This window comes from Azospirillum sp. (assembly GCF_035627195.1).
Lineage (GTDB): Bacteria > Pseudomonadota > Alphaproteobacteria > Azospirillales > Azospirillaceae > Azospirillum.
Genome location: NZ_DASPMG010000220.1, coordinates 25,472 through 40,014 on the forward strand (window position 1 = coordinate 25,472; position 14,543 = coordinate 40,014).

Annotated in this window: 15 protein-coding genes; 9 read left to right on the forward strand and 6 right to left on the reverse strand. The window is 69.2% G+C overall.

Features of this window, described 5'->3' with window-relative positions; translation table 11 throughout:
- Positions 1–113 precede the first annotated feature (113 nt).
- The 3 genes from VED21_RS20005 to VED21_RS20015 all read left to right on the forward strand — a co-directional run bounded on the left by VED21_RS20005 (position 114) and on the right by VED21_RS20015 (position 3,630).
- The gene (locus VED21_RS20005; protein ID WP_324885316.1) at positions 114–1,265 is read left to right on the forward strand and encodes a peptidase C39 family protein; all 1,152 of its coding nucleotides are present in this window, start codon (positions 114–116) and stop codon (positions 1,263–1,265) included.
- A complete protein-coding gene (locus tag VED21_RS20010) occupies positions 1,266–2,735 on the forward strand; it encodes a RimK family protein (protein WP_324885287.1) in 1,470 nt (489 codons plus the stop codon).
- Between the two features lie 421 nt (positions 2,736–3,156).
- Complete coding sequence (locus tag VED21_RS20015; RefSeq protein ID WP_324885289.1) at positions 3,157–3,630, forward strand: sigma-70 family RNA polymerase sigma factor; 474 nt, start codon at positions 3,157–3,159, stop codon at positions 3,628–3,630.
- 251 nt (positions 3,631–3,881) lie between these two features.
- Here the strand turns inward: VED21_RS20015 and glp are convergent, their stop codons facing one another.
- Positions 3,882–5,135 carry a gephyrin-like molybdotransferase Glp gene (gene glp / locus VED21_RS20020; RefSeq protein WP_324885291.1) on the reverse strand — a complete coding sequence of 418 codons (1,254 nt, stop codon included), beginning with the start codon at positions 5,133–5,135 and terminating at the stop codon, positions 3,882–3,884.
- Between the two features lie 261 nt (positions 5,136–5,396).
- On the opposite strand from glp, the gene VED21_RS20025 reads away from it, so the two are divergent.
- From VED21_RS20025 to VED21_RS20045, 5 genes are all read left to right on the forward strand, one after another.
- Entirely contained in the window at positions 5,397–5,684 is a 288-nt protein-coding gene (locus VED21_RS20025; RefSeq protein ID WP_324885293.1) for a hypothetical protein, read from the forward strand.
- Positions 5,685–5,755: 71 nt separating this feature from the next.
- A complete protein-coding gene (locus VED21_RS20030; RefSeq protein WP_324885295.1) occupies positions 5,756–6,937 on the forward strand; it encodes an MFS transporter in 1,182 nt (393 codons plus the stop codon).
- A 227-nt stretch (positions 6,938–7,164) separates the two neighbouring features.
- Positions 7,165–8,256, forward strand: coding sequence for a YeeE/YedE family protein (locus VED21_RS20035; protein WP_324885297.1), 1,092 nt, complete (start codon positions 7,165–7,167; stop codon positions 8,254–8,256).
- A gap of 95 nt (positions 8,257–8,351) precedes the next feature.
- Positions 8,352–8,804 (forward strand): DsrE family protein, encoded by a 453-nt coding sequence (locus VED21_RS20040; protein WP_324885299.1) that lies wholly within the window; start codon positions 8,352–8,354, stop codon positions 8,802–8,804.
- Between the two features lie 76 nt (positions 8,805–8,880).
- Positions 8,881–9,051, forward strand: a complete 171-nt coding sequence (locus VED21_RS20045; RefSeq protein WP_324885301.1) for a hypothetical protein — start codon at positions 8,881–8,883, stop codon at positions 9,049–9,051.
- A gap of 9 nt (positions 9,052–9,060) precedes the next feature.
- Here VED21_RS20045 and VED21_RS20050 read toward each other — a convergent pair whose 3' ends face one another.
- From VED21_RS20050 to soxA, 5 genes are all read right to left on the reverse strand, one after another.
- On the reverse strand, positions 9,061–9,786 hold the full coding sequence (locus VED21_RS20050) for a cytochrome c biogenesis CcdA family protein (RefSeq protein WP_324885303.1): 726 nt from the start codon (positions 9,784–9,786) through the stop codon (positions 9,061–9,063).
- 4 nt (positions 9,787–9,790) lie between these two features.
- A complete protein-coding gene (gene soxB, locus VED21_RS20055) occupies positions 9,791–11,482 on the reverse strand; it encodes a thiosulfohydrolase SoxB (RefSeq protein WP_324885305.1) in 1,692 nt (563 codons plus the stop codon).
- A 195-nt stretch (positions 11,483–11,677) separates the two neighbouring features.
- Entirely contained in the window at positions 11,678–12,001 is a 324-nt protein-coding gene (gene soxZ / locus VED21_RS20060) for a thiosulfate oxidation carrier complex protein SoxZ (RefSeq protein ID WP_324885308.1), read from the reverse strand.
- Between the two features lie 18 nt (positions 12,002–12,019).
- Positions 12,020–12,472, reverse strand: coding sequence for a thiosulfate oxidation carrier protein SoxY (gene soxY, locus VED21_RS20065; RefSeq protein WP_324885310.1), 453 nt, complete (start codon positions 12,470–12,472; stop codon positions 12,020–12,022).
- Between the two features lie 27 nt (positions 12,473–12,499).
- Positions 12,500–13,783 carry a sulfur oxidation c-type cytochrome SoxA gene (soxA, locus tag VED21_RS20070; RefSeq protein WP_324885312.1) on the reverse strand — a complete coding sequence of 428 codons (1,284 nt, stop codon included), beginning with the start codon at positions 13,781–13,783 and terminating at the stop codon, positions 12,500–12,502.
- Between the two features lie 264 nt (positions 13,784–14,047).
- On the opposite strand from soxA, the gene VED21_RS20075 reads away from it, so the two are divergent.
- Positions 14,048–14,431: a transcriptional regulator gene (locus VED21_RS20075; RefSeq protein ID WP_324885314.1), complete on the forward strand. Its 384-nt coding sequence runs from the start codon at positions 14,048–14,050 to the stop codon at positions 14,429–14,431.
- Positions 14,432–14,543 lie beyond the last annotated feature (112 nt).

The following is a 14,543-nucleotide window of genomic DNA, read 5'->3' on the forward strand; positions in this document are numbered from 1 at the left end:
ATCACTCCCGGATTTTGGAGCGGAGCCGATACGATCCACACGGTACCGCCACTTCCACACCGGGTGGAAGAGAGTAAGATGGCCGAGCCCGCACGCCGGAGCCGTTGAACACGATGCCAGACGACCTCGACACCCGCCCGGACCCCCTGCCCATCACCCTGCGGCAGGCGGTGCCGTCCGACATCCCGGCGCTGCTGGTGATCGAGGAGCGCTGCTTCGTCACCGACCGGCTGACCCGCCGCAGCTTCCAATACTTGCTGACGCGCGCCAGGGCGGCGGCGCTGGTGGAACTGCACGGCGACGTGATCGCCGGCTATGCGCTGGTGCTGTTCCATGCCGGCACGTCCCTCGCCCGTCTCTATTCCTTCGCCGTCGATCCCGCCTTCCGCGGGCGCGACGTCGGCCAGCGCCTGTTGTCGGCGGCGGAGCAGGCGGCGCGGGCGCACGAATGCATCCACCTGCGCCTGGAGGTGCGCCGCGACAACGCCGCCGCCATCGCGCTCTATAAGAAGAATGGGTATCGCGAGTTCGGTGTCTACACCGACTACTACGAAGACCATATGGAGGCGCTGCGCCTGGAGAAGCGGCTGGGCACCACCGGGCCCAGCGCGCCGCTGGGTGCGCGCATGGTGCCGTACTACCAGCAGACGCTGGACTTCACCTGCGGGCCGTCGGCGCTGATGATGGCGATGAAGGCGCTGAAGCCCGAGATCGAGCTGGGCCGCAAGCTGGAGCTGCGCATCTGGCGCGAGGCCACGACCATCTTCATGACCTCCGGCCACGGCGGCAGCGGCCCCTATGGGCTGGCGCTGTCGGCGTGGCGGCGCGGGCTGGCGGTGGACCTCCACGTCAGCGATCCCAGCGCGCCGTTCCTGGACAGCGTGCGCAGCGAGGAGAAGCGCGAGGCCATGCGCATCGTCCACGAGGACGTGATGGAGGAACTGGCCGGCACCGACATCACCGTGCACCACAGCACGCTGACCGCCGAGGACATGGCCCAGGCGGTGGCCGACGGCGCGGTTCCGGTGGTGCTGATCTCCAGCTACCGCATCTACCGTGAGAAATTCCCCCATTGGGTGGTGGTGTCGGGCGCCGACGATCGTTTCCTCTATGTGCACGACCCGCTGGTTTACGACCGCCACCATGCCCACATCGATCGCATCTACATGCCGATCCCGAAGAAGGACTTCGAGCGCATGGCCCGTTACGGCAAGGCACAGTTGAAGGCGGCGCTGGTGCTCCGCGAACGTCCGCCGGAAGCCTAGATGCCCACGCACATCGTCGTCGTCGACCGCCGCGCCGACTTCAAATGGGCCAGGGACGACCTGCAGGTCGTCACCGCCCGCGACTACATCGGCACGCCGGACACCGCCCGGCCGCGCAACGCGCGCATCATCAACCTCAGCCGCAGCTACGACTACCTGGGCACGGGCTACTACTGCTCGCTGCTGGCGGCGGCGCGCGGCGACAAGGTGATCCCGTCCGTCCGCACGCTCCTCGACCTCGGCCAGCGCTCCATCTACCGCGCGGCGCTGCCGGAGGTGGAGGAGGCGCTGCGCCACAAGATGAAGCGGCTGGCCGACCCGCCGCAGGCGTCGTTCAACCTGTACGTCTTCTTCGGGCGCGCCGACGACCGCCGGTTCCAGGAGTTGGCCCGGCAGGTGTTCGACCTGTTCCGATGCCCGATCCTGAAGGTGCAGGTGCGCCTGAAGGACACCTGGGTCGTGCATGCGGTGGAGGCGCTGTCGCTGGCCGACCTGAAGCCGGACCAGGAGCAGATGTTCGAGGCGGCGCTCGACGCCTACACCCGGGCGTCGTGGCGGGAACCGGCGGCGAGGGCGGCGGCGCGCTGGACGCTGGCCATCCTGCACAACCCGAAGGAGGCGCTGCCGCCGTCCGGCCCGCGCGCCTTGCAGAAGTTCATCAAGGCCGGCGAGGGGCTGGGCATCAAGGTCGAGCTGATCGAGAAGAAGGACTTCCTGCGGCTGGGCGAATACGACGCGCTGTTCATCCGCGAGGGCACGGCGCTGGACAACCACACCTACCGCTTCGCCAAGAAGGCGGAGAAGGAGGGGATGCCGGTCATCGACGACCCGGTGTCCATCCTGCGCTGCACCAACAAGGTGTATCTGGCCGAGCTGCTGAAGGCCAACCGCATCCCGACGCCGAAGACGGTGATCCTCGACCGCCGCGGCCTCGCCACGCTGGACCAGGAGATCCCCTACCCCATCGTGCTGAAGATCCCCGACGGGTCCTTCTCGCGCGGGGTGTTCAAGGTGACCAGCCGGTCGGAGCTGGAGGCGACGGCCGACGGGCTGTTCGAGGAATCCGACCTGATCCTGGCGCAGGAGTTCATGTACACCGAGTTCGACTGGCGCGTCGGCGTGCTGAACCGCCAGCCGATCTACGTCTGCCAGTACCTGATGGCCAAGAAGCACTGGCAGATCGTGAAGCACGGCGGCAACGGCCGGGCCGAGACCGGATCGTCCCGCACCCTGCCGGTGGAGGAGGCGCCGCGCGAGGTCGTCGACATTGCGGTGAAGGCCGCCGGGCTGATCGGCGATGGTCTTTACGGCGTCGATCTCAAGCAGAACGAGCGGGGCGTGTTCGTCATCGAGGTCAACGACAACCCGTCCCTCGACCTTGGTGTAGAAGACGCTTGTCTAAAAGACGAACTATACCGGACCATCATGCGCGATTTTCTGCGCCGGCTTGAGGGCCGTTCGGGGCGTTAGGGCCCGTGCAACCGGAACCTCAGCCATTGGCATTTCCACCGAAGCGATTTTCTGTTTCCCCGACCGGGGAACAACCGGTCCGACCCCGCGTTTAGAAACCCGACGTCACGACGAACGGGAGCACTCCCGAAGGGTTTTCAGCCCGGAGTGCTTGCCTCTTCGAGAGAAGCGGGGAGACCGACCATGGTGACAGCCCAGCCCCAGTGCACCGCCGGACCCGGCGGGTAGTCGGCACGCCAAGGGCTCAACCACAGCAGCACCGTCTTACGGAGCCGGACCGGCCGACAGGCCGGAACGCCGAGGCCGTTCGCCCGGATGCCGTTTGCAGGATGCCGTTTGCCCGGATGCGCATGGTCGTCCCGAACCGGGGGCCAGCCGTGGAGGTGGCCTTCGCCAAGGAACACCTGGAGGAAGAGAGAACATGGCCTATTCGTTCGAGAGCGAGCTGATCCGTTGCATGCCGAACCTGCAGCGCTATGCGTGCAAACTGACCCGCGACATGTCGGCCGCCGAGGACCTGACCCAGGACTGCCTGGCCCGCGCCCTGTCCCGCTCCCACCGCTTCGAGCCGGGCACCAACATGCAGGCGTGGCTGACGACGATGCTGAAGAACCTCCACTTCAACAACCTCCAGCGCGAGAAGCACGTGACGAAGGTCGAGCTGTGGGACGGCGCCATGTCCGTCGAGGCCTCGCAGATCGCGCGCCTGGTGTTCCGCGACGTCGACCGCGCCTTCGGCGCGCTCACCCCCAGCCAGCGCAAGGTGGTGAAGCTGGTCGCCATCGAAGGCCGCCCCTACCAGGAAGCCGCCGAGAAGCTGAACGTCTCCATCGGCACCATCCGCTCCCGCCTCTGCCGCGCGCGCGAACGCCTGAACACCCTGATGGCGGCGTGATGTCTTGTTTTTAGCCCCTCCCTCGCCTCCGGCGGGGGGAGGGAGGGGCAAGTTGTTGCCGAGGATCAGCGGCCCGTAGGTTGGGTTAAGAGTCAGCGAAACCCAACGTTCTCGCGTTGCCGACGGTGTTGGGTTTTCGGCTTTGGCCTCAACCCAACCTACACATGAATCCCCGGTGACGCCGTTGCCCCCACCCTGCCCGCTGTCGCGGGCTTCCCTCCCCCGCCGGAGGCGAGGGAGGGAGATATTCCCTACCCGAACAGCCCGCCGAAGGGCAGGAAGGCGACCATGTCGCCGGGGTTGATCTCCGTGTCCTCGGCCGGGACGTCGACGAGGCCGTCGGCCTCGACCATCGAGGTCAGCACGCCGGAGCTGTCGTTCTCGAACTTGTAGGCCACCGGGCGGCCGTCCGGACCCGTCTCGATGCGGGCGCGCAGGAACTCCCGCCGGCCGGCACCCTTGCGGAAGGCGAAGCCGGCCACCACCAGGGAACGCGGCGTGCGCACCTCGTCCGCCCCCATCAGGCGCAGCAGCAGCGGGCGGCCGACCAGCATGAAGGTCACCATGGCCGACACCGGGTTGCCGGGCAGGCCGAGGAAGATCGCCTCCCCCACCCGGCCCAAGGCCAGCGGCTTGCCCGGCCGCAACGCGAGGCGCCACATGTCGATGGAGCCCAGCGAGGCCACCGCCGCCTTGACGTGATCCTCCTCGCCCACCGACACGCCGCCCGAGGTGACGACCACGTGCCCCCGGCGGCTGGCCTCGGCCAGCGCTTCGCGCACCACCTCCGGCCGGTCGCGCAGGATGCCCAGGTCCTCCACCTCCACGTCCAGGGCGGCGAGTTGCGCCGCGATGGTGTAGCGGTTGGCGTCGTAGATGGCGCCGTCCGGCTTCGGCCGGCCGGGTTCGCACAGCTCGTCGCCGGTGGAGAACAGCACGACCTTCAGGCGCTGGCGCACCTGCACGGACGAGCGGCCGACGGCGGCCGCCAGCCCGACCTCCTGCGCGCGCAGCCGCTTGCCGGGGGTGAGGACGACGGCGCCCGCCTTCATGTCCTCGCCGGCATCGCGGATGTTGGCGCCGCGCGCGGGCGGCGTCTCGACGACGACGGCGCCCTCCTCGGCGCGGCAGACCTCCTGCATCACGACGGTGTCGGCGCCGGCCGGGACGGGCGCGCCGGTGAAGATGCGCACCGCCTCCCCCTCGCCCACCGTGCCCGGGAACACGGTGCCGGCCGGCACGCGACCGACCACGGTCAGGCGCAACGGCCCGGCGGCAGCGCCCGCCGGGGTCCGATAGGCGTAGCCGTCCATGGCCGACACGGCGGCCGGCGGCACGTCGATGGGGCTGGTCACCGATTCGGCGAGGATGCGGCCCTTGGCTTGGGAGAGCGGCACGGTCTCCACCCCCGTCACCGGGCCGTAGGTCGCGGCGATGCGCGCCAACGCCTCGTCCAGCGGCAGATGGCCGGGGCCCTTGGGCTTGGGCGGGTCGCAGCAGTCCATGGATCCTCTCCTCGTGTCCGGCGCGGCGGGCGGAAGACGCGTGTGCCAATGGTCGTCGTCCCGGCGCCGCTTGGCAATCACATTGGCGTCCCGGCGAATGATCAACGTTGACCATCGTCAATCGTCGGAAGAGTCCCCTGCCGGAAGGGGTGACCCAGAGTTGGGCGAAGAGCCGGGTGCGGGTACGCCTTCAGCGTGCGTGCCGCCCCGCCGCCCCGACCGTTATCGTGGTGAGGTCGCTTGCCAGGGAGGACCACCGCCTTGCACACGCCCACCACCGAATCGCGCGCCGCGCAGCCCACCCAGGGCCTTGTCGCCGAGACCGCCGCCGACGTCGCGGCCCGGCTGGCGACCTTCCTGGCCGGCGTGCCGCCGGAGGCGCGCGAGGCGGCCATCGACGCCTACCGCAAGGTGACGCACCAGTTGCTGCTGACCCGCGGGCTGGACGAGGAACGCGCCGCGGCGCTGGTCGCCACGGTCGTCGCGCACATCCGCGCCCGGCTGGCGCAGGTCGACAAGGCCGGCGGCACCGTCGCGGGCCGGGCGTAGGGACGCCAAGAGGGGTGCCATTCGCAACGGGCATGGCCGGATGACCGCACACCGCGGTTAGCCTTCCGGGCATGACCGAAGCCGCCGCCGACAGCCCGATCCCCGTCCGCTCCATCGCGTTGCTCAGCGGGGCGGCGTTCTGCTCCGCCGCGACGCTGCGCATCGCCGACCCGCTGCTGCCGCAGGTGGCGGAGGAGTTCGCGGCCGGCGTGTCGGACGCCGCGATCATCGCCACCGGCTTCACGCTGGCCTACGGCCTGTGCCAGCTGGTGCACGGGCCGATCGGCGACCAGTTCGGCAAGTACGGCGTCATCACCCTGATGACCTTCCTGTCGGCGCTGACCACGGCGGCGGCGGCGCTGTCGCCCAGCCTGTTCGTGCTGGGCACGCTGCGCTTCGTCAGCGGCGCCACGGCCGCCGCGCTGATCCCGCTGTCCATGGCCTACATCGGCGACGTGGTGCCCTACGACCGGCGCCAGCCGGTGCTGGCGCGCTTCATGTCCGGGCAGATCCTGGGCGTCATCGGCGGACAGGTGGCCGGCGGCCTGTTCGGGGAGTTCCTGGGGTGGCGCGGCGTGTTCGTGGCGCTGGCGGCCGTGTATCTGGCCTTCGCGCTGCTGCTGGCGCTGGAACTGCGCTCGCCGCGCGTGGTGCAGACGCGCACGCCGTTCAGCGTGGGCGGGCTGGTCAGCACCTTCCTGGCCCTGGGGCGCAGCGCGCGGGTGCGCCTCGTCCTCGCCACCGTGTTCGTCGAGGGCATGCTGTTCTTCGGCGGCTTCACCTACCTGGGCGCCTTCCTGCGGCACGAGTACGGGTTGGGCTACGCCGCCATCGGCGGCGTGCTGTCGGCGTTCGGCGGCGGGGCGCTGGTCTACGCGCTGGCGGCACCGCGGATCGTGGCGGCGCTGGGGCAGCGCAACATGGTGGCGGCGGGGGGCGCGGCGCTGGCCGCCGGGTTCGCGGTGTTCGCGCTGCAGCCGCCGTGGCCGGCCCTGGTCCCCGGCGTGGCGCTGTGCGGGCTGGGCTTCTACCTGTTCCACAACACGCTGCAGACGCAGGCCACGCAGATGGCGCCGCACGCGCGCGGCATCGCCGTGTCGGTCTTCGCGTCGTGCCTGTTCCTGGGTCAGGCCGCCGGCATCGCGCTGGCCGGGCCGCTGGCCGAGGCGCTGGGCTATGCCGCCGTGTTCGTGGGGGCGGGCGTGCTCCTCCTGCTTCTGGCGCTGGTCTTCCGCCGGAGGCTGACGCCGTGAACGCGCAGGTTTCCTTGTGAAAACGGCGGCGGGAACCCATTCCAGCCCTGCGCTTTTGCCGCGACACAGTCTGGGCGCGGGATGTACAATAGGGTGCATGCGACATAGTGCCGCAGGCGTGCGCCAGCCGCAAAATCACGGATCACTTATATTAGGATAATCCGAGATAAGGCGCCCCGCCCCATAGGGCCAACGCGCCGCACAAGGCATCCTGGAGGAAACGCCCTATGGAAGAGATCCCCGTGAAGGCGCTTGTCGCCGGTCTCGGATTCCTGGCCGGCATCGTGTTCGGCGCCACCGCCCAAAAAACGCACTTCTGCACCATGGGCGGCATATCCGACATGGTGATGATGGGCGACACGCGGCGCTTCCGCTCGTGGATGCTGGCGATCGCCGTGGCGCTGCTCGGCACGCAGGCGCTGTGGGGGCTGGGCTACGTCGACCTCTCCACGGCCATCTACCGCACGCCCAACCTCGGCTGGTTCGGCGCCATCGCCGGCGGCCTGATGTTCGGCTACGGCATGGTCATGGGCGGCGGCTGCGGCAACAAGACGCTGGTCCGCGTCGGCGGCGGCAACCTGAAATCCTTCATCGTCTTCCTGATCATCGCGCTGACCGCCTACATGACGCTGCGCGGCCTGTTCGCGCTGGGGCGCGTGCAGATGGAGGCGACGTTCAACACCGCGCTGCCGGCCAGCCAGGGCATCGACGCGCTGCTGGCGCGCGCCACCGGCCTGGGCGAAGGCGCGCTGCGCGCCGTGCTGGCGGTGGTCCTGGGCGGCGCGCTGATCGCGTGGTGCTTCAAGGACGAGGGGTTCCGCGGATCGTCCAAGGACGTGATCGGCGGCGTCATCGTCGGCCTGATGATCCCGCTGGGCTGGTTCATCACCGGCTTCGTCGGCCGTGACGAGTTCGAGCCGACGCCCGTCATGTCCTTCACCTTCATAGCGCCGATCGGCGACACGACGCAGTACCTGATGACCTTCACGGGCGCCTCCATCAACTTCGGCATCGCCACGGTGTTCGGCGTCATCGTCGGCTCCTTCCTGATGGCGAAGGCCACCGGCGCCTTCCGGCTGGAGGGCTTCGCGGGCGTCAACGACACGGTCAGCAACGTCTTCGGCGCGGTGCTGATGGGGATCGGCGGCGTGCTGGCGCTGGGCTGCACCATCGGGCAGGGGATTTCCGGCGTCTCGACGCTGGCGCTCAGCTCCTTCCTGGCGCTGGGTTCGATCATCGCCGGTGCCTACTATGGCCTGAAGTACATGGAAGAGGGGTCGCACGGTGCTGCGCTGCGCGTCGTCTTCTCGCGCGGCTGACGGTATACGGTTGTCGGGGTCGTCCGGGGGCGCAGGCGCCTGTATCCTGCGCCCCCGGCATCCGGCCCCCCGGCATCCGGCGATGTGAGGAGACGATGCGCGCACCGACGCTTCCCGGACTGGTCCTGCTGGCCGCCCTGGCGTGGCCGGCCGCGGCCATGGCGGACACGGAGATCAGCAACCCGCCGCCCGGCATCGACAACCCGCGCCGGATCATGCTGCAGCTGACCAGCGACGCGCCCAAGGACATCAACAACCTGCTGCACAACGCCGTGAACCTGCAGAAGTTCTACGGCCAGGACCAGGTGCAGATCGTCGTCGTCGCCTATGGCGCCGGCATGCAGGCGCTGTACGCCAAGACCTCGCCCGTCGTCGACCGGGTGAGGAGCCTGATGCAGTACGACATCCAGTTCATCGGCTGCGGCAACACCATGGAAACCACCCACCGCACGCGGGACGAGCTGATTCCCGGCGTGGAGGTGGTCACCGCCGGCATCGCCGAGATCGTCGAACGGCAGTTGCGCGGCTGGGTGTACGTCAGGCCGTAACACGCACACTTCTTTCGGGCGGAACGCACGCGCGCCTTGCCTGTTGGCCCAACAAATCCATCGAGGGAGGCATGGCATGGAGCCGCACGACTATCTGCGCCACACGCTCGACTGCCTGGAAGAGGCGCAGACCGCGCTGCGTCTGGCACAGCGCAAGGGACAGATCGAGCCCGACCGCGAAGCGAAGCTCCTGGAACGCCTCAACACCCTCACGCGGGACCTCGACCGCGCCCAGGATGCGCACTGACGTCACGCATCAGCCGAGCCGGCCGAGCGCCGGCACGGTTTCCAGCAGCCAGTTGGCGACGTCCGCCATGCTGCCGGTGAGGAACAGCACGCCCGTGCCGACCAGCAGCGCCCCCGCCGCCTTCTCGACCGCGCCGAGGTGGCGGCGGAAGCGGCGGGAGAAGGCGAGGAACGGCCGCGTGCCCAGCGCGGCCAGCAGGAACGGAATGCCCAGCCCGGCGGCATAGGTGCCGAGCAGCGACGCGCCGTCCCACGCCCGGTCGCTCGATCCCGCCACGAACAGGATGGCGGCGAGCACCGGGCCGACGCACGGCGTCCAGCCGAAGGCGAAGGCCAGCCCGATGACGTAGGCGCCGGCGATGCCCGCCGGCCGCGCCGCCACCTGCACGCGCGCCTCGCGGTACAGCAGGCCGATGCGGAAGGCGCCCAGGAAGTGCAGGCCCAGCACGATGATGACGACGCCGGCCGCCTGCGCCAGCACGTCGATGTGCCGCGCCAGCCACTGCCCGGCGACCGAGGCCGTGGCGCCCAGCGTGACGAACACGGTGGCGAAGCCCAGCACGAAGGCGACGGCGGCCACGAACACGCGCCGGCCGGCGTTGGTTTCTTCCGCCGTCAGCTCCTCCAGCGACAGGCCGCCCAGGAAGCACAGGTAGGGCGGCACCAGCGGCAGCACGCACGGGCTGAGGAAGCTGATGAGCCCCGCCCCGAAGGCGCCGAGGTAGGAGACGTCCATCGCCCTACACGCCGCGGATCTTGATGGGCGACTGGTCGGGCACGTCGATCACCTTGTGCTTCTCGATGTGCTTGATGACCACGTCCCACACCGGCGGCCCCTGCGTGCCCTCGTTCACCGAGGCCCAGCCGGAGACGACGTAGCTCTTGCCCGCCTCCACCGGCGCGCCGGACTTCAGCAGCGTCAGTTCGCCGATGCGGCTGCCCATGGGCTTCGACACGTCGATGGCATAGCCGAGCCCGCCGACGCGCACCATGTCGCCGCCCTGCTGGTAGTAGGGATCGGGGTTGAACAGGTTGTCGGCGACGTCTTCCAGGATGTCCTTGATCTGCTGGCCGGTCATCTCCGACCGGTAGGCGTTGGGGTAGGTGATGGCCGTCTGGTTGTAGACGTCCTCGTGCGTGATGTCCTGGCCCGGCAGCAGCGTGGAGCCCCAGCGGAAGCCGGGCGACAGCGAGATCTCCGCGTCGCGCTGCTCCAGCAGCGCCTGACAGATCAGGTCGTCCCAGGTGCCGTTGAAGTTGCCGCGGCGGTAGAGCAGGCCGCCGGATTTGCCGGCCACCTTGGTGAGTTCGGGCAGGAAGGGCCTGCGCAGCTCCTCCACCAGCTTCGCCATCTCCGGGTCCGGGGTGATGGCGTCGGACAGCACGGGGATCAGGCGGAACGCGTAGTCCTTCACCTCCCCGTTCCGCACGTCCAGGTCCAGGCGGGAGAGGAACTTGCCGTGGCTGCCCGACGAGACCAGCAGGGTGCGGCCGACCCGCACCGCCTCCGGCACCGCGTCGTGCGTGTGGCCGGTCAGCAGCACGTCGATGCCCTCCACCCGCCGCGCCAGCTTGCGGTCCACGTCGAAGCCGTCGTGGCTGAGCACCACGACCAGCCCGGCGCCCTTTGCGCGCGCCTCCTTCACGCGGTCGCGCAGCGCGTCCTCGCGGATGCCGAAGGACCACGTGGGGATCATGTAGCGGGGGTTGGCGACGGGCGTGTAGGGGAACGCCTGCCCGATGACCGCGATCTTCACCCCGCCGCGCTCGAAATAGGCGGTGGAATCGAAGACATCCTCGTTCCACTCCGTGTCCTTGACGTTGCCGCACAGGAAGGGGGCGCCCAGTTCCTCGGCGATCTCCTTCACGCGGTCGGCGCCGTAGGTGAACTCCCAATGCCCGGTCCAGGCGTCGACGCCCAGCGCCTTCAGCGCGCGGGCCATGTCGGCACCCTTGGTCTGCAAGGCGGTCCAGGAGCCCTGGACGCTGTCGCCGCCGTCCAGCAGCAGCGTGCGGTCCGGCCGTTCGGCGCGGATCGCCTTGACCAGCGTCGCAAGCCGGTCGAAGCCGCCGATGCGCCCGTAGTCGCGCGCCAGCGCCACGTAGTCCTCCGACGTCAGCGCGTAGGCGTCGGCGGTGCCGGCGGCCACCTTGTAGGCGGCCATGAAGTCCTTGCCGGTCAGGTGCGGCGGCAGCCCGGCGGCCTCGCCCACGCCCAGGTTGACGGACGGCTCGCGGAAGTACAGCGGCACCAGCTGCGCGTGGCAGTCGGTGATGTGCATCAGGGTGACGTTGCCGACCGGCTTGACGTCGAGCAGCGTCTGCTGGGTGATTGCCTGCTTGGCGAGGGCGTGGCGCAACGTTCCGGCACCGGAAGCGCCCAGCGTCGCGGCCGCCGCGGCGACCTGGAGCAGGTCTCTGCGATTGAGCATGCAGTGACTCCTACGAGATCCGTAGGTTGGGTTGAGGCGAAGCCGAAGCCCAACGTGTTCGCAAGGCTGGGGCGTTGGGTTTTCGGCTTCGCCTCAACCCAACCTACGCCGCTGATTCTCGGGGAGGCCGCTGCCCCCACCCTGCCCGCTTACGCGGGCTTCCCTCCCCCTGCGGAGCAGGGGGAGGGAGTGATGCTACGCCACCTTGATCTGGGCCTTTTCGGTGGTCACCGTGCCGTCGTCGTCGGTCCAGGTGAACTCGAAGGTGCCGCTCTCCTCCACCTTGGCGAAGAAGGCGAGGTAGGGGTTGGCGGCGATGGCCGGCTGCAGCTTCGTCTCGAACACCGGCTTGCCGTTGAAGGTGCAGGCGAACTTGTTGATGATCTTGCGCGGGATCGGGTTGCCCGAGGCGTCCTTGCGCTGGCCGGATTCCATGGGGTGCTGGACCATCGTCTTGATCTCGACGACGTCGCCCTTCTTGGCCTCGGCGGGCAGCTTGATGCGCGGCTTGATGCTCATGCTCGTTTCTCCTGTTCCTCAGCCGCCGCAGCCGCCGATGGTGACCTTGACCTCGGTCTTTTCCATGTGGACCGCGCCGTCGCTCATCTCCGCCACGGCCCAGATCTTCTGCGTCTGGGCGAGGCGCATGCGGGTGGCGACCTCGGCCTTGCCGCTCATCGGCGTGAAAGTGAAGGTGGCGACGCCGGAGTCCGGGTTGCCGTCGGCGATGACGTGCACGGCCTTCACGTAGCTCTCCGCCGTCATCGGGCTTTCGACCGACACGGTCAGCGGCACGGCGTTGCCGTTCTCGGCGATCTGCGGCATGTCGATCCTGACCTTGCCCGGCTGCGGCTGCTTGCCGCCGATCAGGTCGTTCAGCAGCTTGGTGGCGCTCTCCACCGAGGCATCGGCGGTACCCGGCAGCAGCGTCAGCCCGACCCCGGCGGCGAGGCCCAGACCGAGCATCTCGCGGCGGCTGAGTTCACTCATTCCCATGACACTCTCCCAATTCCACCATCAATGCCGGATGCCCGGCGCTTCCATGACGAGGCCGTTGCTGGCGGCCGTGAGGTACAGTTCCAGGTCGGCGTATTCCGGCGCGTCGGGCGGCAGGTCGTTGGCGCGGATCTGCACGTTGCACCATTGCAGGCGCTTGCGGATGTCCCACACCTCGTTGCGGCTGGTGCGCCACGTGGGGAAGTGCGGGATCTGGCCCTTCAGCTCGCCCAGGTACTGGCCGCGCAGCCAGTGGTTGGCGCCCATTTCCGGCGTGTGGCAGTCGACGCAGGCGAGGTTCAGCTGGCCGACGCGCGCCTTGGTCAGCTTCTCGCCGCGCTCGTACGCCTCCTTGGCACCGGGGCCCTTGATGTCGACGTCGACCTTCTCGCCGTTGGAGAGCGAGCGCAGGTAGACGGCGAACTGCAGGTTCTCCGGGCTCTGCATCAGGTACTTGGCGTCCATGGTGGCGGCACCATGGCGGTAGACGAACTCCTCCACGCCGATCATGCGCCTGGCGGCCGAATCCCACTTGGGCATGGCCACCGACCAGCGCTTGAACTTCACCTCCGGCGCGTCGTGGCACGACGCACAGGACTTGCCGTTCGGCCCGGCCTTGGCGTAGAGCGCGGCCCCCGTCTCGATCGCCTCGGCCGCCGGGTTGACGAACGGGTCGCGCCAGTCGCGGTCCTCGACCGGCAGCGGGCGGGCGTTCGGGTCGTCCAGCGGCGTCTTGAAGGTGGCGGGGGCCTTCAGCGTCTGGAGGAAGGCGACGATGTCGCGGATCTCCTCGGCGCTGAACATCTTGTTGGTGCCCCACGGCAGCATCAGCGATTCGGGATTGATGCTGCGCGCGTCGTAGACGTAGTTGAACAGGTATTCGTCGTCGCGGCCGGCCGAGCCGATCTCCGACAGGTCGGGGCCGACGTTGCCCGGCAGTTCCGGCGTCTTCGGGCCCATCACGTGGCAGGTCACGCAGCTCGACCCGCGGTCGCGCGAGAAGGCCAGTTTCATGCCCTTTTCCGGATCGCCGGGCTTGGAGATGTCCACCTTCTGGAACTCGCCCTTCTGCGGGGCCGGCGACGTCTTCGCGTGGTCGGCCAGCGTGTTGAACGGCCACTCCGCCTTCACCCAGTTGCCGTAGCGCTTCCACGGCGTCGGCGCCGCGGATCCTTCGCGCAGCATCGGCACGTCCTTCAGGTCGGCGGCCGAAGCGCCTCCGGCCCCGCCCAGGACACACGCGGCCAGCCCCAGCGCCAGCGGAGCCCGCCGTGCCAGAGAGACCCATCCTCCCATTGTCGTCATGGCATCCCCTCTTTTCGAGCGCCCCGTCCGCGCGGTGACCGGATGGCCCGGTTCCGGCTGGTCCGGGTCCGGCCCCGCGTGCGCGGCGGGCCGGCTCCTCCCCAGGTTTGTTGGCCCACCGGATTCGTTCGGTGGGCGGATCTTCAGTGTCCCCTTATGCCACACGGTAACGCACGCTTTGCATCAGTTCAAGCTAATATCAGTCACGCTAATGTGAGGTGCGGAAGGGTCGCGATCGTGAGATCCTGCACCGGGGAGGATAGCATGCTGCGAACCGCGATGTTGATCGGCCTGCTCTGGCTTTTCGGATTATCCGCCGCCCCGGCCGGCGCGGCGGAGCTGGTGATGTTCGAGCAGGCGGGCTGCGCGTGGTGCGCGCGCTGGCACGCGGAGGTCGGCCCCGTCTACCCCCGCACCGCCGAGGGGCGCGCGGCGCCGCTGCGCCGCGTCGACCTGCGCGCGGCACGGCCCGACGACCTGAAGGCGGTGGAGGGCGTGGTGCACACGCCCACCTTCGTGCTGATGGACGAGGGGCGCGAGGTCGGCCGCATCCTCGGCTACCCCGGCGACGCCTTCTTCTGGGGCATGCTGGCGGAGCTGGTGGGCAAGCTGCCGCCGGCGCCCGCGCGGGCTACCGCGCTTCCTTGACGCCCGCGCGATTTACCGCGCTTGCCTGGCGAAGGCCGCCACGGCGTCGGCCGCGTCCTCCGCGGCAAGGTCGCGAAAGAAGTGGTCGGCGCCGTCGACCACCGCGGTGCGC